We start from the raw sequence: 20,277 nt of genomic DNA, 5'->3' as shown, positions 1-20,277 counted from the left end.
ATGTTATTCAGCTGCCGGGGCTTCTTCAGCCGCAGGCGCTTCGTCAGCGGCTGGAGCCTCATCAGCGGCAGGCGCGTCAGCAGTGACAACGCCTTCCGAGAGCATTTGTGCAAGATAGAACGACATGCGGCTGCGCGTAGACTGAGCAGCGAGCGGATCATTCAGAACCGCTTCGAAGCTGGCCTGAGCCGCTTCGCCTTCGCCAGCCTTATACTGAGCCAGGCCCAGCAGTTCGCGCGCCACACGGCGCAGTGGATTGTCGTCAGTTGCCAGCGTTGCAATGCGCGCTTCAACATCGGCCAGGGTGCCCGTGTCGACCAGCAATTGAGCGGCCGACAAGAGAGCCAGCTCACGCAGGCGCGGGTTGGACTGGGTGTTGGCGACACCATCATAGGCGGCAACGGCGGCTGTCGAGTCGCCCTGTTCGCCCAGAAGTGCTGCAGCGCGGAACTGCGCCAAAACAGCGTAGCCGCCGCCCTTAGCCGAGATGGCTTCGAGCTGAGCGCGAGCCGCTTCAAGATCACCGTTTTCGGCCGCATCATAGGCCAAATAGAGTTCTTCTGATGCCGCTGCCGACTGTGATTTCGTATACCAGCTCCACCCTTCGTTGACCGCTACCAGAGCGACGATCGCGACGGCACCGCCAATGACAAAAGGAGCATACCGCTTCCACATGGACCGAATACGGTCTGTGCGCAGTTCTTCATCGATTTCGCGGAAGATATTGTCCTGAGACATTGGCAACCTGAATTGGTTCGAAATTTCCCGGCAGCTTTAGCATGAGGTCCCCGGATTGCAAACATCCATAGGCTGCGTCTCGTTGGACTATTCTAGGCTTCCCCCGCGGTGTTGATCACATATCTGTCGCGGCCCTGCTGTTTGGCTTGATAAAGCGCCTCATCGGCCCGCGCGATTAAGTGTTCGACATATCCTTCAACATTCTCTCCAACGGCGCATCCGGCGCTAACTGTTAGGCGCCCTGTGTGCGAGGAGATGTGATTGACATCCAACTCGCGGACCACTTCGTTGATGCGGTTGAGCACAGTAACAGGCCGAATAACGCCCGGTAGAGCCATCAAAAACTCTTCGCCCCCGTAACGGGCGACAAGGTCCGTGCTCCGGGTCAGCGAGAGCAGTGCTTCGGCTACCCGCTTGAGTACAGCGTCTCCCGCTAGGTGGCCATAATGGTCGTTGAATTCTTTGAAGTGGTCGACATCGACCATAACAATCGCCAATGGAATTCCGGTCGATTTGGCGTCCGCCCAGAGCTTACCGAGCCGATCATCAAGTTCACGACGGTTGGCAACGCCCGTTAGCGCATCTTGAGAACTCAACAGCGCCAGAGATTCGCGCTCAATCAGCAAACGCTGATTTTGCTCCTGCAGGGCCTGCTCCCGCAACACGCTCTCAGTGACATCAACCATGAACCCGGTCGCCCGCACCGCCTGCCCGTCTTGCGTTTGTATCGCCGCTGCCGAGCGCACCCAACGGACTTCACCGTCTGGATGCACCACGCGGAAGACGATCCGGTAGTCTTCACCTGTGGCGAGCAGTTCTTCGGCTGTGTGGCGCACCTCCGTGGCGATCTGCACATCCTCGGGATGGATCATCGGTCCAAATTCGGCCACCGACGAGATCGGCTGCGCGGGGTCACGACCGACGATGCGATACCAGTTATCATCGCAAACCATTTTGTCGGCGCGAATGTCATAGTCCCAAATCCCTAGGCCACCAACATTGGCTGCCATGCTCAGCCGCTCGTCACTCTGCCTGAGAGATTGATTTGCCATGTGCTGTGCGGTGACCTCACGCGAGACCACCAGGATCGCAGTGGTTTGCCCATTGGCATCCAAAACCGGCGTCAAACTATTGTCCCAGTGCTGCGGCGCCTGCCCGGGAATGACGCTTCGACCCGCGAAACGACCAATGTTGCTATTGCGCGCAGCTTCAATGGCCGCTCGACCGGCCTCGCGGACATCGTCGGGCAAAAGATCCAACCAGGGCATTCCAAAGGATGAGCCTTCTGGCACCCCCAGCGCGCGAGAACCAGACTTGTTCATATGCAAGACCATGCCGTCCGGCGTGATGAGCTTGATGCAATCGAGCGAGATATCGAGCATCTGTGTTTGCATCGACGCTTTCGTCTCGAGCAAAGCCTCACGGCGGCGAATGGCATCGATGTCCGTGGCCAAGCAGAGCACGGTGTCGGCGGTCAGTGGGCTCAATGTGACCACATGCCACCGGGATGATCCAGACCGGGTGAGCAGGCGCAATTCAATCGAGGTGCGGGCATTGGCAGCTGCCTCAGAAAAGCACGAAAGCGCCACATAGCGATCCCCCGGCTCGACAAGGTTCAGCCAGGAATTTCCAATGCTTGTGGTTTCAGCCTGAGTGTTGACGTCCTGCCATTGAGCGTTGATCGCCGAGACTAGACCCTGTCGGTTCAACACAGCAGCCGGCGAAGGCAAGGCAGAGACAATAGTAGACGCCAAATCACCGACTGGTAAGCGGGACTGCGTGTCGGTCTTGTTGGGAGGAGGCCCAGCCTGCAATGACACAATGGAGAGATGGTTCGTCACTTCGCTTAACCCCCTATCGGCGCCCGCCGTCGAAAGAGTGTCGCAAAAACGGCTGCAAATCTGAAATCACAGACTCTGCTGCAGTAAAGGAACTCTTCAACCGGCACTGACGCCAACCGACACTTTTTGCCTTATTGGCACCATAATAACGCGTCGACCGGAGGCGGAGTTGCAAACCAACGACAACAAACAAAAAGTGCCGGTAGATCGCTCTACCGGCACTTTCAAATCAGGTGCGGGAGATCATTCCCACTCAATGGTGCCGGGTGGCTTGGATGTCACGTCGTAGACGACGCGATTGATGCCACGGACTTCATTGATGATACGGGTCGCGGTCTTGCCGAGGAAATTCATGTCGAATTGATAGAAGTCAGCCGTCATACCATCGACCGAGGTCACGGCGCGCAGAGCACAAACGAATTCATAGGTGCGACCATCGCCCATCACGCCAACGGTCTGAACCGGCAGCAGTACGGCGAATGCCTGCCAAATCTTGTCGTACTGACCAGACTTGCGGATTTCGTCGAGATAGATCGCATCTGCCTTGCGCAGAATGTCGAGCTTTTCGCGGGTGATGCCGCCCGGGCAACGGATCGCAAGGCCTGGACCCGGGAATGGGTGACGGCCAATGAAGCTATCCGGAATACCGAGATCGCGACCAAGCTGGCGGACTTCGTCCTTGAACAGCTCGCGCAGCGGCTCGACCAGCTTCATGTTCATGCGTTCTGGCAAGCCACCCACATTGTGGTGCGACTTGATGGTGACCGACGGGCCACCGGTGAACGACACGGATTCGATGACGTCTGGATAAAGCGTGCCCTGAGCGAGGAACTCTGCGCCGCCGAGCTTTTTGGCTTCTTCTTCGAAAGTTTCGATGAAGAGACGACCAATGATCTTGCGCTTGGTTTCAGGATCGACCTGACCTTCAAGTTCGCCAATGAACTTGTCGGAAACGTCGACGTGAACCAGCGGAATGTTGAACTGATCGCGGAACATGGTCACGACCTGTTCGCTTTCGTTCATACGCATCAGACCGTGGTCGACGTAGATGCAGGTGAGCTGATCGCCAATGGCTTCGTGGATCAGGACCGCGGCAACAGAGGAGTCAACGCCGCCGGAGAGCCCGCAGATAACGCGACCGGAACCGACCTGTTCGCGGATCTTGTCGATCATCTTCTGGCGGTAAGCCTGCATGGTCCAGTTGGACTGGAGGCCGCAAATCTTATGCACGAAGTTCTGGAAGAGCTTAGCGCCATCTGGAGTGTGAACCACTTCAGGGTGGAACTGAACGCCCCAGATTTTCTTCTCTTCGTTCGCAATCATCGCGAACGGCGCATTCGGCGACGTCCCAACGACTTCAAAACCTTCCGGCAAGGAAACGACGCGGTCGCCGTGGCTCATCCAAACTTGGTGAGCGGCACCGTCATCCCAGACGCCTTCGTAAAGCGCGCTAGGCTTGGAAACGACAACTTCGGCGCGACCGAATTCACGGTGGTGACCGGCTTCGACCTTGCCACCGAGCGCCATGCAGAGGGCCTGCTGACCGTAGCAAATGCCGAAGATTGGCAGGCCAGAGGTCAAGATGACTTCTGGAATGTGGGGAGCGTTCTCATCGAGCGTCGACGCTGGGGAGCCCGAAAGGATCACGCCTTTGGGGTTCATCGCCGCAAAGGCGGCGTCAGCGGACTGGAACGGGTGGATTTCGCAGTAAACACCAGTCTCGCGGATACGACGCGCGATCAGCTGGGTGACCTGCGAGCCATAGTCGACAATGAGGATGGTGTCGGTGGGGGCGGTGTCTGGGTGCTGCATGGCCGGGCTTTACAGCCAGTTTCGGGATTCCGCAAGACCAGTGATGCGCAGACTTGCGTTGCAAAATCGAGGGAGCGGATCGCTCCCTCAGTTTCACAAGGCTTAGCTGTTCATCGCGGCGATTGTGCCGCAGAGGACAGTCGCAAAACTCACCCACGCCAGATAGGGCACAAACAGCCACGCCGCGAGCGTATCGCGATGGCGCACGGTTAAAATGAAGGCAACGATTGTTACCCAGAGCACCACAATAATGCCGAAGGCGAGCCACGGCATTTCCGCCCCGAACCACACGGGCGACCACAGAAAGTTCAGCACCATCTGGGCATACCACAGCATCATGGATTTGGATTTTGGATTGTCCATAACCACGCGCCAACCAGCGATAGCGATCATGACATAAAGTATGGTCCAGACGGGGGCAAACACTGCACCCGGCGGGTTCCACGAGGGCTTAGCCAAGCTCTCGAACCAAGGACCGGGAGGGGTTTGGGTGCCGATAAAGCTACCGATCCCCACGACAGCGACGATGAAGACAGCGAGGACAATCCAGGATTGTGGCGTGCGGTAGTCAGTTGTCGCGGCGGACATTAGCGTTCTCCAGGCCCATTTGGGAGGAGAACGCCGAGTTTGTCCTAAAGTTCAATGCGGAGGGCGGTTTATGCCTTTTTGCGCAGCAGGTGGATGTAGAAACCGTCGGTGTTGGTGCGTGCTGGCGTTAGCATCAAGCCACCGGCTGGGGTCTCCAAACCTTCAGGCAAGTCCGAGATCAAAGCCTTGCGCCAAGCTGTTGCCATCGGGACGGTTTCGACATTGGCGTGGCTCTTAACGAAATCAACGACTTGATCATCGTTCTCCTCGGGGAGAACGGAGCAGGTAATATAAACCAACGTTCCGCCCACCTTCAGGAAGGTCAGAGCTTGTTCCAAGAGGGCAGCCTGTTCAGACTGACGCAAAGCGATCAGCTCTGGAGTGAGCTTCCACTTGGTGTCTGGGCGACGGCGCCAAGTACCCGTACCGGTGCAGGGCGCATCAACAACGACGCGGTCGATCTTGCCGATCAACTCGTCGAGCGCGCCAGGGTTCGGAGCGCGAACCTGTGCGTTGCGCACGCCATTGCGCTTGAGGCGGTCATAGATCGGCGCCAGACGCGAGCGGTCGCTGTCATAGGCGAAGATCTGCCCGGTGTTGCCCATGGTCGCGGCCAGCGCGAGGGTCTTGCCCCCTGCCCCAGCGCAAAGATCGAGAACCTGTTCGCCTTCCTTGGCGCCAGCCAAAGCCGAAACGATCTGGCTGCCCTGATCTTGAACTTCAAACCAACCCTTAAGGTAGCCTTCGTCGGTTGTGACATTGGGCGTCCGCGCATCGCGTGGACCGGCCGGCATGGTCAGACCGAATGGCGCAATAGCTGTTTCTTCAGGGGTAAAACGCGCCAGCGATTTTGCGACCTTTTGCGATGTCGCCTTCAGCGCGTTGGCACGAATATCGAGCGACGGACGGCCAGTCATGGCATGACCTTCGGCAATAAAATCATCGCCAAAAGCGCGCTTGAGTGACGGTACGAGCCATTCGGGCAAATCGGCCTGGACGTGTTCCGGCGCGCTCGAAAGATCGGCGGTCGCGCCAGCGATTTCTTCAGCGCTCAGCGCTTCTGGCGCATGGCTATCCGCAGCAAACAGCTCGTTGAGCGCCTCCGGGCTTTCGCCCCAGCCTCGCAGGATAACGCCCAACACAAGGGCGCGCGGGGTGTCTGCGCCCATGGCAGCCGCGAGTGAGGACCGCGAACGCAATGCGTCGTAGACGATATTGCCGATAGCGGCGCGGTCACCTGCGCCAGCGAAACGGTTGTTGATACCCCAAGCCTTGAGCGCTTCTGAAACCGGGCGCTTGCGCTGCTCCACATCGGACAGAACTACAATGGCGGCGGCGATACGGCCGGGAAGACGCATGGACAAATACTCAGGCTAAGAGAATGCGAATGAGGAGCCATAGCCAGAACAGGGCGAGCACGACAAGGCCGGTGCAATAGACCACGAACCGCTTTGGCAGATTATTGGTAGTGACGTGTATGCCAGCGTGGATATAGCGAGACGCCACGAAAAGCCAGCCCAGCGCCGCTTCAATCCACCCGACCGCGCCAATCTGTAGCGACAGCACAACGGCCACATAGAACAGCACGGGGAGCTGGAATTGATTGTCGAAGGAGTTTGAAAGCAAACGCGCTTTCAGCGGATAGGCGGTTCGATCAACCGCAACATCCGCCATGCGGATTTCACCGCGTGCAATGCGCGGCACCCGCTCCCGCCCCATCAAAACCAAGATGACGAGCGTGAGGATCACTTGAGCGACAACGGCAAATAGCAGAATTTTCGCAGTTAGCGGCATTTGGCAAAGCTCTGGAAGAGAGTCGGGATGCGGGGCTAACGCGCAGAAAGATAGGATGTTTCGGCCGACAGTGTTTATTCAGCCGGATGGTGGCGCTTGCGATGGCGCCTGTCGGCCCAAAATTCCATCAGACGGACCGCCACGATTACAAAGCCGATCGCGAAAGGTGCCCAAAGCCAGAGAAAGAGAGTTTCATTCATTCTGCCAACTCCAATTTTTCTAGACGCCGCTGCGCCTCAAAGAGACAGATGACACCCAAGAGTAGACCAAATGCACTCACTCCGGCAAGGTTCAGCCAATCCACCTCTGGCCTTAATGAGCCGATCGCAATCCCGATATAGGGCGCAACGACTGAAGATAATATCGTGCCAACACCGATCCCATTAAGTGCATTCGCGGCAAGCTTGATCTGTTCGTGTTTTACATCAGACTGCATAGGCTCCCTCCAAAACTGTGATTTTAAGCACCAAAGCCCCCAGCGATAACCGGCAAATCTCCCAAAGCAAAAAGGCCCCTCCCGTGCGGGAGAGGCCCTCAATTTGAACCGGCTACAAACCTTAGCGGCCGGAGCGGTAGTTCGGCGCTTCGCGGGTGATGGTCACGTCGTGGACGTGGCTTTCGCTCAGTGCAGCGCCAGAAATCTTGACGAACACAGAGTTCTCGCGGAAGTCCTTGAGATTGTGCGCGCCGGTATAGCCCATGGATGCACGCAGACCGCCAGCGAGCTGGTGGAGAACCGCGCCAGCCGGGCCCTTATACGGAACCTGACCTTCAATGCCTTCAGGAACCAGCTTCATCTGATCGCGCACGTCCTGCTGGAAGTAACGGTCAGCCGAACCGGCCCCCATTGCGCCGACCGAGCCCATGCCACGGTAAGACTTGTACGAACGCCCCTGGTAGAGGAACACTTCGCCCGGAGCTTCGTCAGTCCCTGCGAGCAGCGAGCCAACCATAACGCAGGCCGCACCGCCAGCAAGTGCCTTGGCCATGTCGCCCGAGAACTTGATGCCGCCGTCTGCGATGACAGGAATGCCGGCCTTTGCGCCTTCTTCGGCACAGGCCATAACGGCCGCAAGCTGCGGAACGCCAACGCCAGCAACGATGCGGGTCGTGCAGATCGAGCCCGGGCCAATGCCGACCTTAACGGCGTCAGCGCCAGCATCGATGAGGGCCTTGGTAGCTTCCGCAGTCGCAACATTGCCCGCTACAATGCGGACATTATTGTTTTCGCGCTTGATGCGCTCGACAGCTTCGGCAACGCGGACCGAGTGACCGTGGGCGGTGTCGATGACCAGCAGGTCAACACCAGCGTCGATCAGGGCTTGCGAGCGTTCGTAACCATTGTCACCGACGGTCGAGGCCGCAGCCACGCGCAAGCGCCCCTGCTCGTCCTTGACGGCGTTCGGGTGGAGCTGAGCTTTCTCCATGTCCTTAACCGTGATCAGACCGATGCAGCGGTAGTCTTCATCGACGACCAGCAGTTTCTCGATACGGTGACGATGCAGCAGAACCTGCGCTTCTTCCTTCGAAACGCCTTCACGGACCGTGATCAGGTTCTGATGGGTCATCAGTTCGGAAATCGGCTGTGCTGGGCTCTTTGCGAAACGCACGTCGCGGTTCGTGAGGATACCAACCAGCTTGCCAGTCAAACGACCGCCCTTACCGCCGTTTTCGACAACAGGAATACCCGAGATACGGCTCTTCTGCATGAGCGAGAGCGCATCCGCCAAGGTCGCATCGGGACCAATGGTGATCGGGTTTACGACCATGCCGCTTTCAAACGACTTGACCATGCGAACCTGTTCCGCCTGCTCAGTAGCGGTCAGGTTCTTATGAATAACACCCATGCCACCGGCCTGCGCCATAGCAATCGCCATGTTCGCTTCGGTAACGGTATCCATGGCCGAGGAAAGGATCGGCAGCTTGAGCGCGATATCCTTGGTCACGTAGGTCGAAATGTCGGTTTCGGTCGGCAGAATGTCAGAGCGCGCAGGCTGGAGGAGCACGTCGTCAAACGTGAGCGCGGCATCGCCAGTGATAGTGGTAATAATCTTTGCCAAGGCCAGAACCTTCCTGCCTACTGTCAGTACAGAGATGTTGGAATGTGAACCGGCGCGGAGATCGTCGCGGGTTCAGGTTGGCGATGGTGCATACCACCGGAGTGGCGACTTGCCTAGTGCCTGAGTGCGTCTGATTGATAAGGGGACACAATCAGAAGCTCATCGACACATTTGATGTAATAGCGCGACAAACTTAAATCACTTAGTAAATAGCTATTGGCACTATGCATAGTCTTCCGATGGGGAACTAGTATGCAGCCCAACATGGGTTTCGGTTTCAGGAGATCAGCTTGAGAATTCGCGCTATCTCCCGAATTACCAATGCTTTTCGATCGGCCGCAGCGCGCTTAGGTTTCCTGCGCACAATCGCGATGTTGAGCATCATCGTTTTTGCGCTTCACCAAGTTTCACAGGCCCAACGCTGGTCTGACCATATTCCTGATGCTTTCCCCTTCGCCGACCATGCACTGGTCCTGATGGCCATAATTGTGGCCTGCACGATCATTGTCTTTCTGCTTTTCGAGATTTCCCGAGTAGCACGGGAAGTCACTATCGTCGAACAATCTGACGCGATTACTGAAGTATTCACCCGCGAACATGGTGCAGCGATCATTCGCAGCGAGTTCAATCGCGCGCTCCACAACAAGAATTTTCTTGCTGTCATGATCTTGGACATCGACAGCTTCAAGAAGATTAACCTTCAATATGGCTATGCTGCGGGCGATAAAGTCCTCGCCATGCTGGTTGAGCGATGCCAAAGCCTATTGAGACGTCAAGACGTCATTGGCCGCATGGGCGACGCCGAATTCTACGTCATCCTGCCCAGAACAGAGATATTGGCAGCGCACATCATGGCCGAGCGATTGCGTGCAGCCGTGGCCAGCGACGCGTTTATGCTTGGTGGGGTCCCCGTCGCCATTACCATCAGCGTAGGCGTTGCAGAGCTTGAGGCAGAGGACACGCCTGAGACACTTATTCGTCGCGCCGACGCGAAATTGTCGGTCGCTAAAAGCGAAGGTAAGAATAGAGTTCGATAGAACGAACGATTTAAGATGGATCGGGCTGGCCGCAGGAGGTCAAACCCACCATAATTGCTTCCGCTTCTGCCTACCCTTTCCATAGACTCATTGGTTAGCTTTGTGATCCGCGTCACCCCGCTCATTTTGGCGGTCGCTCTGTTCATGGAACAGATGGACTCGACTGTCATCGCCACCAGCCTACCTGCAATTGCAGCCGATATCGGCTCTGAGCCCATCGCCCTAAAGTTGGCGCTGACGGCTTACTTCGTGGCGCTGGCGATTTTTATCCCTATTAGCGGGTGGATGGCCGACCGTTTCGGAGCGAAGAACATCTTCCGTCTGGCGATCTTCGTTTTCATGCTGGGGTCTCTGGCATGTTCCTTTGCCAATTCGCTCGAGACCTTTGTGGCATCGCGCTTTTTCCAAGGCATAGGGTCGTCCATGATGACACCCGTCGGACGCTTACTACTCGTGCGCTCAACACCCAGAAATGAACTCGTGTCAGCCATGGCTTGGCTCACAGTCCCCGCGCTGATTGCTCCTGTGACAGGCCCGCTTATCGGCGGTTTTGTGACAACATATCTCAGCTGGCATTGGATCTTCTGGATCAACATCCCGATTGGTATCGCCGGGATCATCTTTTCGGGCATCTACCTCAAAGTGCCGGATGAGCGCGCACCGCGCCCTATCGATTTGGTCGGATTTCTCATCGCCGCCGTCGCCTTCTCGGGCACGGTATTCGGCCTGTCTGTGATCAGCCTTCCAGCCGTTCCCATCACGTATGGCTATCTAACACTGGCGATTGGGCTTGTTGCTGCTGCCCTTTACGTGCTTCACGCGCGCCGGGTGACCTATCCCCTGCTCGATCCCAAGCTGTTGCGCCACAAGCTTTTCCGATCCTCGATAACGGGCGGCTCGGTGTTTCGCATCGGTGTGGGAGCTGTTCCGTTTCTCCTCCCGCTGATGCTGCAACTCGGCTTTGGCATGACCCCATTTGAAAGTGGCGCCATCACATTCGTGTCGGCGCTCGGCGCGATGGGGAGCAAGTTCATCGCCGAACGTGTCTACGCCCGCTGGGGTTTCCCGCGCGTCCTGGGCGTCTCGGCGGTGTTAGGCGGCCTTCTCATCGGCGCGCAGGGTCTGTTCACAGCCGAAACAGCGGCGGCGGTCATGATGGGCGTAATCGTATTCGGCGGCGTACTCCGCTCGATCTTTTTCACGGGGTCGAACGCCCTGGGCTACGCAGACATTTCCGATGAAGAAGCCAGCCAAGCCACCGCCATCGTGGCGGTATCCCAGCAGTTGTCGGTCGCCTTCGGTGTTGCCGTGGCGGGTGCCGTGATCGAGATCACGCGCCATTTCACCGGTGGCGCGCTGACGCTGATAAACTTCCAGATCGCATTCTTCGCGGTCGGCACCCTCAGCGCCCTCGGTGGATTGGTCTATTTCACCCTGCCCGCAAACGCGGGCAGCGACGTGTCGGGGCATAAGGGCCGCGCTAAAGGCTGACGCGCACCAAGATGAAACGAAAAGACCGCCTCGAAGGGCGGTCTTATGGTTCAGTCTCGCGGCTGACTATTCGTCGTGATCGTTGTTGTGTTCATGCCGGAAATCCAGGCCTTTGAACCCCTTCGCCACGAGATAAGCCTCTGCGGAGTCTTTGCGGCTTGAGGGAGGCTTGGAGTGGAAGGTCGTATCAAAGTGACGCTTGAGCATGTGCAACAGCTCATGCTCGGTGCCGCCTTGGAAAACCTTTGCCACAAACGTGCCGCCGGGCTTGAGGACCTCAATGGCGAAGTCTGCCGCGATCTCGATCAGGTGAACGATACGAAGGTGGTCAGTCGGACGGTGGCCTGTCGTCGGCCACGCCATATCGGACATGACGACGTCGGCCTTGTGGCCACCCAGCATGTCGATCAACATGCCCGGAGCATCATCCTCGGTGAAATCCTTGCGCAGCAGGTTCACACCGGGGATGTCGTCCATTTCGATATAGTCGATACCGATGACGAGCACGTTGTCCGGCGTTGAGCCAACAGCGGTCGCCGCTACCTGCGACCAGCCGCCCGGCGCTGCACCAAGATCGACGACGCGCATGCCCTTTTTGAAGAACTTGTGCTTTTCGTCCATCTCTTTGATTTTGAAGGCAGCTCGAGAGCGATACCCTTCAGAGCGTGCGCGCGCCACATAGGGGTCGTTGAGCTGACGCTCAAGCCACTTCGTCGACGCGACTTTACGGCCCTTGGCCGATTTAACGCGAATTTTAAAGTCTCTGTCGGACTTACGACCGCCTGTGCCCAGGGCTTTACTATTGGCCATTGCCCGCCCTCCTTGGATGTCGAATTGGACGCTTCTGGGAGCGATCAGCGTCCATAAGGGAAATCAAAATACCTTCACGAAGACCACGATCGGCAACCCGAACGCGATCCGTAGGCCATTCACGACGGATGGCCTCAAAAATAGCACAACCGGGAAGCACGAGATCGGCGCGATCCTTGCCTATGCAAGCATGCGCGACACGGCGCTCAAACGGCATGTTCAGCAGAACGCGCATGGTTTCATCAACCTGATCGCGCCGCATCCAAAGGCCGTCAACTTTCAGACGCTCATAGCGTTCCAGGCCGAGATGTAAACCCGCAAGCGTCGTCACCGTACCTGACGTGCCAATCAAATGGACTGGATGTTCGGCAATCATCTGACGCAGCTTTTCGCGGCCACGGAACTGACGGAGGTGCTCAGAAACGTAGGAGACCATGTCTTCAAACGTCTCGCGCGTGACATTCACACCGCCGAATTTTTCGGCAATCGAGACCACGCCAACCGGCATGGACTGCCACGACCGAATAGAAGCAGACATCCGCCCCTGCGAACGCGGGCGACCGCCACGGAAGTCGAGCCAAGCCAGCTCCGAGGAACCCCCGCCGATATCAAACATCAGCGCGCCTTGCGCCTGAGTATCAATCAGATCGGCGCAACCGGTAACGGCCAATTCGGCCTCAGTGCGACGATCAACGATCTCAAGTTCGATCCCGAGCTCGCTCTTCACACGGGCCAAAAATGCAGGACCATTTTCAGCGGCGCGGCAGGCTTCGGTTGCGATCAAACGCATGCGCGTCGGCTGATGCTCGCGCAACTTGTTACGGCACATCCGCAGCGCGTCCATGGTGCGTTCCATCGCGCCATCAGCCAAACGACCGGTGACAGAAACGCCCTCGCCTAGTCGGACAATGCGTGTGTAGCCATCTAAAACGCGAAAACCCCTTTCATGGGGTCTGGCAATAAGAAGACGGCAATTGTTCGTTCCCAAATCGAGCGCAGCGTAAATGGCGCCGCGGTGTCGACGGGGATTCGGGGCGTTTAGGGTCCGCGGATCCGGCGATCCGGGCGGCGCAATGGCTGCCCTATCCTTCCGGCTTTGACCGGAAGATACACCGGCCCCTGCCTCGGCTTTTAAGACCGAAACAGCGGCGGACCGAGTAAGATCGGCCACGGGATGTCTCCTTAGTGCGCGGTCGCCAAGGCCGGAAAGCCGGCCGCGCCCGAACGCACCTTTGTTGCGTTGTTGAGACTAAGGTAGAGCATGGCATGCCCCAGCGCAATCAAAAGCATCCGCCTCATCCTCACACGCGGATGATATCGAGACCTTTCAAGGTCGTAGCGTCGTCAAAATATGTGGCGGGATCACCGTTTGTGACAAGCACATCGACTTCGGAGAGATGCGTGACCACATGGGGCGCGTTCTGGCTGAATTTTCCGTCATGAGCGACGAGTACGACCCGCCGACTCAAAGCGAGAACGTCACGCACCAGATCGACCTCCATCGGATCGAACTCCAGCACAGAGCCCTCCCGATCAATCGCGCTTGCGCCGATGATGGCGATATCAAACTTGAACTTTTGTCGACTAGTGTCGGCGAGGGTGAGGATGGAAGTGTCCTTATTGCGCACATAGCCGCCGTAAACATAGACGGTGGCGTCGGTATTCATCGCGCAGCTATAGATCACTTCCAGATTGGGCGACGCCAAGAGCATGCCAGGAAATTCGGCAACAACTTGATGGAGGCCATGGAAGGTCGTCCCTAGGCCCACGAAGACCGTGGCGCCGTCAAACAGGATCGGCTTGAGCGCATTGACGAGCTGGCGTTTGATGTCGACTTCGGTGCTACCGCGCTCATTATAAGTGTATCGCGCGACACCCGGGGCCGCGAAAGCGCCGCCAAAACCTTTGACCAGCAGGCCCCGTTCGTTGAGCAGTTTTAAGTCCCGCCGAATAGTCTGGGTGGTGACGTTAAACTGCTCAGCAAGTTCAGAAACAGATGCTGCGCCATTGGCACCAATGGCGACAAGAATTCGCTCTTGCCGCTCATTCAGGCCGTTAGAAGCGGCCGGAGAGTCCGCGCGCTGAGACAACAATCCTTCAACACGCGTCCGGCCACTCATTAGAGCTTTATCCCTAGATAGGTTCTATCATCGGTGAGTTGGGTATCAGTCGTACCCTTTGTGCTCATATAGCGGGCGATTTTGTGGAAGTCTTCTGCCTCCACCTCTTCGTGACCGGCCTCCCATGAGGCTACGCCAAAACGATCGCCAAGTTTGAAGTAGCCATCGGAGAACAGCTCGATGGTGTGAACATCCTTGAGGGCATAGCTACGGGTTTCGATGTAGCGTGAAGGCACAGCAAAACCGTCGAGCCCGCCGTAGCCCAGCACCAAGTCGGTTACGTTCTGGAAATCGCCCTGCGCGAAACAGATACCACCATGAATGAGCGCCTGAATTTCAGCCTCAGGAACATTCGGCAAATGCGCCGTGCACGCCGCCAGCGCGCGTTGCTCGATGTCAGCGAGGAACTGAGGATCGGCCGTGTCTGTACCAGCTTCCTGATGCTTGGTGCCGCGCCACGTGATGTTGGCTGCTAGCGCATCTGCACGCACGCTATCGTACCCCAGAGCGCGGAAATGGCTCCACGTTTCGCGGCGCATGATGGCCGTAACATCGTCCAAAGGCTTGAGGACCTGCAGAACATCTTCGCCATTAATGCGCACGCCACTGTCGCCAACAGCGATGATCTCTAGGCGATCACCGATGATCAGCGCGGCGATGACGGTACAACCGCCACGCAGCTTCCAGTCCGCTGTAACGGCGTCGACAGCGCCGGCCTTCTCATATTCGGCGAATATCGCCTGCCCGAGGTAGTCGATGAAATGCTCGGCCCCTGCAAATTGCAGGTTCGGCTGGCGAGCATCGCCCTGTGCCAGAAGGAACTTCTCAATGGCCGCTTGGACGGTGCGTGAGGCAAACTGGCCCGACAACATGCCGTTATACCGCGTCCCATTGCGGTCGGTTACGCCGTCGATAACGGCGTAACCCCTATTTGGTAGAATGACGAGACTATCTTCATTGGCCCCTGGATCGGCGAACTTCTTGCCGAGCGAAAAGGCTTCCATGTGCTTCATTCAAACAAATCCCGTCAGTCTTATAGATAGTCAGATTATTCGCCGATTGCCGTGCGCCACTTGGCGAGCACTTCTTCGGTGCCACCAAGATCGTCGAGCGACTTGATCTCAATCAGTTTGACGGTGTTCAGGTCTGGTGCACCTGGAGGTGGAGCAACGTCGGTGCGGATTGCACGACGGCCGATCTCATTGGCGAGGAGTTCTTGGGTCGACTTGGACATTGCCCAGTCGAGGAAGACCTTACCGCCATCTGGGTTTGGCCCACCCTTGACGAGCGCGATACCATCTGGCGCCGCGACTGTGCCGTCAGCGAGAAGTACGACAGCCATTGGCGCGCCGCCATTGCGGTATTCGATGGCATTGTCTTCGAGGGTCAAGCCCATCGAGGTTTCGCCGTCAGCGATGAAACGTGGAACGGCACCCGAGCTATCGGTGAAGACGAAGTTCTTCGCCATTTCTGTGTACTTGGCCCAACCGTCATCACCGAAAACGGTGAGCGCGGTCTGAAGCTGCTGCACAGCCGAACCCGAGTTATCTGCGCGAGCAGATGCGATCTGGCCGTGCCACTTAGGATCGACCAGGTCAGCCCAGTTCTTAGGTGCGTCTTCGAGCGAGACCATGTCGGTATTCACGGCGAGGACATAAACAACCGCAGTGTACGGGGTCCAAGCATCGCTCCGAACGAACTCAGCGTTGAGCGCTGCGTGATCCTTAACCTGATAAGGCTCGAGCAAATCAGCATTTTCGGTCAGCAAGCTACCGGTCACCGACCAGATAACGTCTGCTGCTGGTGCGCCTGCTTCAGCGCGTGCGCGGCGGAAGATGTCGCCCGAACCGAGCTGAATAACTTCGGCCTTAAGGCCTGTGTCAGCCTCAAATACTGGCAGAAGGCGGTCCACGATGGATGACTTGTGCGCAGTGTACACGACAACCGAGCCTTCGGCTGCCATTGCGGGGCTCATTGCAGTCGTTGCTGCTAGTGCGAAGGCAAATCCGACCAATGTCCGTTTTGCAACACTCATTTGTTCCTCCTGTTCCCTTTTGATCAAACTTATGATCGTTTCTGATCATGGAGCGACATTGCACTTGTTGCAATACGAAAATTGTGTTTGCTTTCAACGCACAGAGAACGAGGGAAATGAGGGGCTGGAATGGCTTATTTGACAGTCACCGACGGGGTGAAGCAGTTCGTGGGCTTCCGCGCGCTCAATGGCGTTTCGATTTCAGTGGAGGAAGGGGAATTCTTCACGCTGCTGGGACCGTCTGGTTGCGGGAAAACCACCCTTCTGCGTGCCATCGCCGGATTTAACGATCTGACGTCGGGCAGCATCACATTGGCGGGCAAAGACCTGCGCGCGCAGCCCCCTCACCAGCGTGATATCGGCATGGTCTTCCAAGACTACGCCGTTTTTCCGCATTTGAGCGTGTTTGATAACGTCGCTTTTGGCCTCAAGCCCCGCAAGGTTCCTGCCGCAGAAATCAAAACCCGCGTCGCTGCGGCTCTCGACGCCGTGCATTTGGGCGCGCTAGCCGAACGCCTTCCGGCCGCCATGTCTGGCGGGCAGCAACAGCGCATCGGCCTCGCTCGCGCCATGGTCATCAATCCATGCCTTCTGCTTATGGATGAACCGCTTTCCAACCTCGACGCCAAGCTGCGTATCGAGTTGCGTGAAGAAATTCGTGACATTCAGAAGCGCGTCAATATCGCGACGATCTATGTTACGCACGACCAAGAAGAAGCGCTGGCGATCTCCGACCGCATTTGTGTGATGAGCGCGGGCCAGATCGAACAGATCGGCACCCCTCAGGAAATCTACGGAAATCCGCAGACCCTGTTCGTCGCGAACTTCGTCGGGACACTGAATACGTTCTCTGACTCGGCGGGGCTCACGCAGCTTCTCAGTCAGCTCAACCTTGTGGCCGCAAACGCAACAACTTGGGCCATCCGCCCAGAAAGCATGCGTCTTCTGGCAGCAGATGAGGCCGCCGGTTTAGGCGCTGTGGCTGTTGACGGCGAGATCGTCAAATACACCTACCTCGGCCGCGAAGCCCATATTCTCGTGAAGACACCCGCGGGCGAGATCACCGTTCAGCTCGGCGCCGCCGAACTGAAGCAAATCTACACTCCAGGCGATGCCGTCCGTATTCTTATTGCTCGCGAGCACCTTATGGCGTTCGACGCAGATAAGAAGCGCGTGGCACTGGGGGGCTGACCATGACAGCGCGTTTCGACTTTTGGAAAATCGTAAGTTTCGCGACGTGGGCGATCCTTGCGCTCTTGTTGATTATACCGGTCGGCTCGGTACTCATTTCGAGCTTCGTCGATCGTTCCGGCAACACCGGGCTCGCCAACTATTTGGCGTTCGTTATGGAGCCCCGCTATCAGCGGGCTTTCTTGAATACGCTCGTGGTGGGCTTTGGCGGACTCTTTGGCGCCATGTTGCTCGGCTCGATCATGGCCTTCTGCATCTCGCGCTTCCAGATTAAGGGCGGCAAGTTCGTCTCGCTCCTCGCGATCCTCGCCCTCGTGTCACCGCCCTTCATCGGCGCATACTCGTGGATTGTGTTGTTCGGCGCTGGCGGTGTCGTCCGCAGTTGGGCCCGCGAAATCGGGATCAACATGCCTCCAATCTATGGGCTGGGCGGCATTCTCATCGTCTTCGCGCTGAAGTTCTATCCCTTCGTCTACCTGATGGTTTCGGGCGCACTATCGAACGTCAACCGCTCGCTTGAAGAGGCAGCAGAAGGCCTTGGCCTGACCCCACTACAGCGTACATTCAAGATCTCGTTTCCGCTCGTTCTGCCAGCGCTCTCGGCAGGCGGTCTTCTGGCGCTCATCCAGTCTATCGCGGACTTCGGCACGCCACGTCTGCTCGGCCGTGGCTACAACGTGCTCGCCACCGAAGCCTATGCGCTTTACTCGGCTGAAGTTGGGTCCAACATGTCCATGGCGACCACCATTTCGGTGGTGCTGATCATGGTCTCTATGGCCTTTGTGATGATCCAGCGCTTCATGTCGCGCAAGAACGTCTACCACGGCAACATGATCAACAAGCCGATCAAAATCCAGCTCCGAGGCTGGCGCAATTGGTTGGCGCACTTCGCTGTCTATTTCATCGGCCTGTGCGGTGCCATGCCGGTGATCATTTCGGTCATTTACTCGCTGCGCAAGACCAACGGCCCTGTGTTTCAGGATGGTTTCGCGCTACAAAGCTATGAGCGCATCATCTTCAACCTCGGCGATGTCGTGCGCAATTCGCTCACCTTCTCCGCTATCGCCGTGGCCTTGATCGTTGTCGCTGGCACCATAATCGGCGTGCTCGTCGCTCGCCGCACCAGCATCAACACCTCCCTGCTCGATGGGGCGTTCATGATCCCCTATGTGATGCCGGGCATTGTTATCGGTATCGCCTATATTGCCGCGTTCAACACGGGCCCACTCGTCCTGACTGGCACGGCAGCCATCATCATCCTCTCGATCTTTATTCGTCGGCTGCCCTATACGGTGCGCACGACAAGTTCGGCACTGCGCCAAATCTCGCCCAGTCTTGAGGAAGCAGCGGTCTCACTGGGATACAGCCCATTCCAGGCATTCCTACGCGTAACCGTGCCGCTGATCGTTCCCGGCATCATCGCCGGTGCAATGCTCAGCTTTGTCACTGCGATCAACGAGCTATCGTCCTCGCTCGTGCTTTATGTCGGATCGACGATCACCATGCCGGTGCGCATTTACGTTCTCATTCTCGATGGTGACTTCGGGGTGGCGGCCGCTATGTCGACCATTCTGCTGTTGATCAGTGGCATTGCGGTCTACATCGCGTTCCGCCTGATGGGCAAAAATGAGCAGGCTCTGCTCTAGCCTCCCAAACCGCCATCTCGCCCAAAGCGAGATGGCCCTCTTCCCGATACGGACCACGAGAAGAAATCAACAGGATTTCGCGAACTCGCGAACTGATTACCCAATGAAGGCTTGACCCAAAGCCCACTCCGCTTTTAAGACACATCCATCAGCGGGACAGTGAAGTTTACGAATTTCATCCGACTGACCAGCAGCCACGCTGCCAGCCCTTTGGGCCTGCTGGGGAATAGTTCAATGGTAGAACAGCGGACTCTGACTCCGTCAATCTTGGTTCGAGTCCAGGTTCCCCAGCCATCTATTTCTTCAATGAAATCAATTACTTATGCTTCATCCGCAACTTGGCAGTCTTCCGCTGTGTTGCACATGTCACGTACAGCTAAGTCATTGTAAGTACAGTTGTCCGTCGTCAGATGCTTTGGCTCAGATCTGCGCCTTGATTAGCGGAGAGCACTGCTCGTCGTTCGGTTGATGTTATGCTGCAAGCCTATGGTGCATCAAGCGTCGATGCTGGATTGTTTTGCGCTTGATGTTTTCACGCCTTTTGATGATGGCAGGTGCTCTGCCGAAGTAGGCATCTGCGGGTGTCACATTGTCGAGGCTCTCGTGATAGCGCTTATGATTGTAGTGCTCAATGAAGGCCTCGATCTGGCTTTCGAGGTCACCCGGCAGGAAGTAGTTCTCTAGAAGGATCCGGTTTTTCAGCGTCTGGTGCCAGCGCTCGATCTTGCCCTGTGTCTGGGGATGAAGCGGAGCGCCTCGGACATGATCCATGTCATTGGCTGCGATATAGTCGGCTAGATCCTGGGCGATGTAGCTGGGGCCATTGTCACTCAGCAAGCGCGGCCGATGCTGCACACGCGCCTGATCGCAGCCTGAAACGGCCAACGCCATGTCCAGCGTCTCGGTGACGTCCTGAGCCCGCATGGTCGTGCACAGTTTCCATGCGATGATATAGCGGGAATAGTCATCCAGCACCGTGGAAAGATACATCCAACCCCAGCCGATGATCTTGAAATAGGTAAAGTCGGTCTGCCACATCTGGTTGGGACGGCTGGTCTTGGTGTGGAACTCATTGGCCGCCTTGATCACCACATAGGCGGGGCTGGTGATCAGG

Annotated in this window: 19 protein-coding genes and 1 tRNA gene; 5 read left to right on the top strand and 15 right to left on the bottom strand. The window is 57.2% G+C overall.

Annotated features, from left to right (window positions below):
* Nucleotides 1-3: 3 nt before the first annotated feature.
* The 9 genes from HKD40_RS15465 to guaB all read right to left on the bottom strand — a co-directional run bounded on the left by HKD40_RS15465 (nt 4) and on the right by guaB (nt 8,833).
* Nucleotides 4-738 carry a tetratricopeptide repeat protein gene (locus tag HKD40_RS15465; protein WP_169196686.1) on the bottom strand — a complete coding sequence of 245 codons (735 nt, stop codon included), beginning with the start codon at nt 736-738 and terminating at the stop codon, nt 4-6.
* A gap of 92 nt (nt 739-830) precedes the next feature.
* Entirely contained in the window at nt 831-2,579 is a 1,749-nt protein-coding gene (locus HKD40_RS15460; protein WP_169196685.1) for a diguanylate cyclase, read from the bottom strand.
* A gap of 243 nt (nt 2,580-2,822) precedes the next feature.
* Nucleotides 2,823-4,391: a glutamine-hydrolyzing GMP synthase gene (gene guaA / locus HKD40_RS15455; RefSeq protein ID WP_169196684.1), complete on the bottom strand. Its 1,569-nt coding sequence runs from the start codon at nt 4,389-4,391 to the stop codon at nt 2,823-2,825.
* A gap of 102 nt (nt 4,392-4,493) precedes the next feature.
* Nucleotides 4,494-4,979, bottom strand: a complete 486-nt coding sequence (locus tag HKD40_RS15450; RefSeq protein WP_169196683.1) for a TspO/MBR family protein — start codon at nt 4,977-4,979, stop codon at nt 4,494-4,496.
* A gap of 68 nt (nt 4,980-5,047) precedes the next feature.
* Complete coding sequence (locus HKD40_RS15445) at nt 5,048-6,337, bottom strand: RsmB/NOP family class I SAM-dependent RNA methyltransferase (RefSeq protein WP_169196682.1); 1,290 nt, start codon at nt 6,335-6,337, stop codon at nt 5,048-5,050.
* Nucleotides 6,338-6,347: 10 nt separating this feature from the next.
* Nucleotides 6,348-6,773: an MAPEG family protein gene (locus HKD40_RS15440; RefSeq protein WP_169196681.1), complete on the bottom strand. Its 426-nt coding sequence runs from the start codon at nt 6,771-6,773 to the stop codon at nt 6,348-6,350.
* Between the two features lie 74 nt (nt 6,774-6,847).
* Nucleotides 6,848-6,973: a hypothetical protein gene (locus HKD40_RS18085; protein ID WP_282567620.1), complete on the bottom strand. Its 126-nt coding sequence runs from the start codon at nt 6,971-6,973 to the stop codon at nt 6,848-6,850.
* On the bottom strand, nt 6,970-7,209 hold the full coding sequence (locus tag HKD40_RS15435) for a hypothetical protein (RefSeq protein WP_169196680.1): 240 nt from the start codon (nt 7,207-7,209) through the stop codon (nt 6,970-6,972). Before HKD40_RS15435 ends, HKD40_RS18085 begins: the two co-directional genes overlap by 4 nt.
* A gap of 121 nt (nt 7,210-7,330) precedes the next feature.
* A complete protein-coding gene (guaB, locus tag HKD40_RS15430; protein WP_169196679.1) occupies nt 7,331-8,833 on the bottom strand; it encodes an IMP dehydrogenase in 1,503 nt (500 codons plus the stop codon).
* A 290-nt stretch (nt 8,834-9,123) separates the two neighbouring features.
* Between guaB and HKD40_RS15425 the strand changes: the two genes are divergently transcribed.
* Nucleotides 9,124-9,870: a GGDEF domain-containing protein gene (locus tag HKD40_RS15425; protein ID WP_169196678.1), complete on the top strand. Its 747-nt coding sequence runs from the start codon at nt 9,124-9,126 to the stop codon at nt 9,868-9,870.
* Between the two features lie 102 nt (nt 9,871-9,972).
* On the top strand, nt 9,973-11,361 hold the full coding sequence (locus HKD40_RS15420; protein WP_169196677.1) for an MFS transporter: 1,389 nt from the start codon (nt 9,973-9,975) through the stop codon (nt 11,359-11,361).
* 66 nt (nt 11,362-11,427) lie between these two features.
* Here HKD40_RS15420 and HKD40_RS15415 read toward each other — a convergent pair whose 3' ends face one another.
* The 5 genes from HKD40_RS15415 to HKD40_RS15395 all read right to left on the bottom strand — a co-directional run bounded on the left by HKD40_RS15415 (nt 11,428) and on the right by HKD40_RS15395 (nt 16,326).
* On the bottom strand, nt 11,428-12,171 hold the full coding sequence (locus tag HKD40_RS15415; protein ID WP_169196676.1) for an RlmE family RNA methyltransferase: 744 nt from the start codon (nt 12,169-12,171) through the stop codon (nt 11,428-11,430).
* Nucleotides 12,161-13,342: a Ppx/GppA phosphatase family protein gene (locus HKD40_RS15410; protein ID WP_248306564.1), complete on the bottom strand. Its 1,182-nt coding sequence runs from the start codon at nt 13,340-13,342 to the stop codon at nt 12,161-12,163. Before HKD40_RS15410 ends, HKD40_RS15415 begins: the two co-directional genes overlap by 11 nt.
* 130 nt (nt 13,343-13,472) lie before the next feature.
* Nucleotides 13,473-14,291 carry a DeoR/GlpR family DNA-binding transcription regulator gene (locus tag HKD40_RS15405; protein WP_169196675.1) on the bottom strand — a complete coding sequence of 273 codons (819 nt, stop codon included), beginning with the start codon at nt 14,289-14,291 and terminating at the stop codon, nt 13,473-13,475.
* Nucleotides 14,291-15,304, bottom strand: coding sequence for a hypothetical protein (locus tag HKD40_RS15400; protein ID WP_169196674.1), 1,014 nt, complete (start codon nt 15,302-15,304; stop codon nt 14,291-14,293). Before HKD40_RS15400 ends, HKD40_RS15405 begins: the two co-directional genes overlap by 1 nt.
* A 35-nt stretch (nt 15,305-15,339) precedes the next feature.
* On the bottom strand, nt 15,340-16,326 hold the full coding sequence (locus tag HKD40_RS15395) for an extracellular solute-binding protein (protein WP_169196673.1): 987 nt from the start codon (nt 16,324-16,326) through the stop codon (nt 15,340-15,342).
* Nucleotides 16,327-16,455: 129 nt separating this feature from the next.
* On the opposite strand from HKD40_RS15395, the gene HKD40_RS15390 reads away from it, so the two are divergent.
* The 3 genes from HKD40_RS15390 (at nt 16,456) to HKD40_RS15380 (ending at nt 19,457) form a co-directional block, all read left to right on the top strand.
* Entirely contained in the window at nt 16,456-17,517 is a 1,062-nt protein-coding gene (locus tag HKD40_RS15390) for an ABC transporter ATP-binding protein (protein ID WP_169196672.1), read from the top strand.
* Nucleotides 17,518-17,519: 2 nt separating this feature from the next.
* Nucleotides 17,520-19,163, top strand: coding sequence for an iron ABC transporter permease (locus HKD40_RS15385; RefSeq protein WP_169196671.1), 1,644 nt, complete (start codon nt 17,520-17,522; stop codon nt 19,161-19,163).
* A 220-nt stretch (nt 19,164-19,383) separates the two neighbouring features.
* A tRNA-Gln gene (locus HKD40_RS15380) sits at nt 19,384-19,457 on the top strand.
* A 177-nt stretch (nt 19,458-19,634) separates the two neighbouring features.
* On the opposite strand, the gene HKD40_RS15375 is transcribed toward HKD40_RS15380, so the two are convergent.
* A partial coding sequence (locus tag HKD40_RS15375) for a DDE-type integrase/transposase/recombinase (protein ID WP_169196670.1) occupies nt 19,635-20,277 on the bottom strand: 643 nt, incomplete at its 5' end.

Origin of the sequence: Devosia sp. MC1541 (assembly GCF_012847305.1) — a bacterium.
Classification (GTDB): domain Bacteria; phylum Pseudomonadota; class Alphaproteobacteria; order Rhizobiales; family Devosiaceae; genus Devosia.
This window is presented reverse-complemented; position numbering and strand designations above follow the sequence as displayed.

Coding starts and splice junctions, on each gene's coding strand:
- HKD40_RS15450 (WP_169196683.1), bottom strand. CDS start 4,979: ATGTCCGCCGCGACAACTGACTACCGCACGCCACAATCCTGGATTGTC.
- HKD40_RS15405 (WP_169196675.1), bottom strand. CDS start 14,291: ATGAGTGGCCGGACGCGTGTTGAAGGATTGTTGTCTCAGCGCGCGGAC.
- guaA (WP_169196684.1), bottom strand. CDS start 4,391: ATGCAGCACCCAGACACCGCCCCCACCGACACCATCCTCATTGTCGAC.
- HKD40_RS15415 (WP_169196676.1), bottom strand. CDS start 12,171: ATGGCCAATAGTAAAGCCCTGGGCACAGGCGGTCGTAAGTCCGACAGA.
- HKD40_RS15390 (WP_169196672.1), top strand. CDS start 16,456: ATGGCTTATTTGACAGTCACCGACGGGGTGAAGCAGTTCGTGGGCTTC.
- HKD40_RS15400 (WP_169196674.1), bottom strand. CDS start 15,304: ATGAAGCACATGGAAGCCTTTTCGCTCGGCAAGAAGTTCGCCGATCCA.
- HKD40_RS15445 (WP_169196682.1), bottom strand. CDS start 6,337: ATGCGTCTTCCCGGCCGTATCGCCGCCGCCATTGTAGTTCTGTCCGAT.
- HKD40_RS15440 (WP_169196681.1), bottom strand. CDS start 6,773: ATGCCGCTAACTGCGAAAATTCTGCTATTTGCCGTTGTCGCTCAAGTG.
- HKD40_RS18085 (WP_282567620.1), bottom strand. CDS start 6,973: ATGAATGAAACTCTCTTTCTCTGGCTTTGGGCACCTTTCGCGATCGGC.
- HKD40_RS15385 (WP_169196671.1), top strand. CDS start 17,520: ATGACAGCGCGTTTCGACTTTTGGAAAATCGTAAGTTTCGCGACGTGG.
- HKD40_RS15465 (WP_169196686.1), bottom strand. CDS start 738: ATGTCTCAGGACAATATCTTCCGCGAAATCGATGAAGAACTGCGCACA.
- HKD40_RS15395 (WP_169196673.1), bottom strand. CDS start 16,326: ATGAGTGTTGCAAAACGGACATTGGTCGGATTTGCCTTCGCACTAGCA.
- HKD40_RS15435 (WP_169196680.1), bottom strand. CDS start 7,209: ATGCAGTCTGATGTAAAACACGAACAGATCAAGCTTGCCGCGAATGCA.